This is a genomic window from Streptomyces sp. NPDC007095 (assembly GCF_040634475.1).
Taxonomy (GTDB): Bacteria; Actinomycetota; Actinomycetes; order Streptomycetales; family Streptomycetaceae; genus Streptomyces.
The window spans coordinates 1-1,992 of sequence record NZ_JBEYFS010000494.1; the positions used below are offsets into that span (position 1 = coordinate 1).

Below are 1,992 nucleotides of genomic sequence, written 5' to 3' on the forward strand. Positions count from 1 at the left end.
GTGCAGTTGGCGCGGGGTTACCTGGGGCGTGCGGGGTTGACGGCTGAGCGGTTCGTGGCTGATCCGTTCGGTGTTGCCGGGGAGCGGATGTACCGCACCGGTGATGTGGTGCGGTGGAATGCCGATGGTGCGTTGGAGTATGTCGGTCGCACAGATGACCAGGTGAAGCTGCGTGGATACCGTATCGAGCTGGGGGAGATCGAGGGCGTCCTCACCCAGCATCCGCACATCGACCAGGCCGTGGTCACCCTCCGCGAAGACCACCCGGGGTACCAGCGGCTCATCGCCTACCTCGTCACCAACACCACCCAGGCCGACGATCCCACCACCCGCAGCCAACTCGACGGCGACCAGGTCGAGGAATGGCGACAGGTCTACGGCACCATTTACTCCACCACGCAGACGGAAACGGATACGGATACGGAGTCGGGGGGCGGCCGGGGGCGTGTGCTGGGTGAGGATTTCACTGGCTGGAACAGCAGTTATGACGGGCTTCCCATTCCTGAGGAGCAGATGCGGGAATGGCGCGACACGACGGTGGAGCGGATCAGGTCGCTCAAGCCGCGACGGGTACTGGAAATCGGCGCGGGCACCGGACTCTATCTCGCTCCGCTCGCCCCGGATTGCGAGTCCTATTGGGCCACGGATCTCTCCGCGTCGGTGATCGACAGCCTGGGTCGGCAGATTGCCGCGGAGCCGGCGCTGGCGGAACGCGTGGTCCTGCGTGCCCAGCCCGCGCATGACACCGACGGCCTGCCTGAGGGATACTTCGACACTGTCATCCTCAACTCGGTCATTCAGTATTTCCCGAGCGTCGACTACCTGGTCGAGGTACTGACTCGCGTCATGGGCCTGTTGACGCCCGGCGGTACTGTTTTCGTCGGCGACGTACGCAACGCGCGTCTGCACAGCGCTTTCACCAGCGCGGTCCAGGCCCACCGCGCAGCTCCGGCCGGCGACTTGCCCGCCCTCAGCCGGGCAATCGACAATGCACTCCGCGCAGAGAAGGAGCTCCTTGTCGACCCGGAGTTCTTCCCTGCTCTGAGCGAACACATCAAAGAGCTTTCCCATGTTGACATCGAGCTCAAACGGGGCGCACACCACAACGAGCTCACCTGCTACCGCTATGACGTCGTTCTGCGAAAGCTCCCTGTTCTGGATGCTCTCGAAGCCCCTGACGAGACTGTTCCGTCACTGAACTGGCAGCATACGTTCGGCAGCCTGGACGCGCTTGCCCATCACCTGGCGGCCGAACCCCCCCGCCGGCTCCGTATCACGGGCATACCCAACCAGCGCCTCAGCCGCGACACAGCGCTGACAGCCGCGCTGCGGCAAGCCGGCTCCCGAACCCCAACGACCCACGCCGGAGCTGATCCGGAAGCCCTCTACCTGCTGGGGCACGAGCACGGCTACCGGGCTGCCGTCACTTGGTCGTCCGTCGATTCCACGGCCGTGGACCTTGTCCTCACTCAGCCTGACGCGCCTGTCCCGCCGCAGGCCTATATCCCCACCGCTGTTCCCGGGACTCCCTTGACCAACTGGGCGAATATGCCCACAAGGGCGCGTGCGGATGAGCAACTTCCGCGCATTGCACGGGATCACGTGCGTGAGCTTCTACCGGAGTACATGGTTCCGGCGGCGTTCGTTCTGCTCGATCATCTTCCGCTGACGCCTAACGGGAAGATTGACCGGCGGGCACTGCCTGCGCCGGAGTGGACGACTTCGAAGATGAGCCGTCGCGCCCGGAACCCGGAGGAGCAGCACCTCGCGGATCTCTTCGGGGATCTGCTCGGGGTCGAGTCCGTCGGTATCGATGACGATTTCTTCGAGCTGGGCGGTCATTCGCTGCTGGCGACTCGTCTGATCGCGCGTATCCGTACCACTTTGAATGTCGATGTCGATCTGCGTACCGTCTTTCAGAACCCCACGGTCGCAGGACTCATTACACAGATGGGCGGGGGAGAACGGGCGGCGCGGCTGGCGTTGGCTGCG

The 1,992-nt window shown here is 64.4% G+C and carries 1 protein-coding gene; it reads left to right on the forward strand.

Going from position 1 to position 1,992, the window contains the following annotated elements; genetic code table 11:
• Window positions 1–54: 54 nt before the first annotated feature.
• Window positions 55–1,992: phosphopantetheine-binding protein (locus ABZ656_RS57675; RefSeq protein WP_360280726.1), on the forward strand; the 1,938-nt coding region annotated here is incomplete at its 3' end.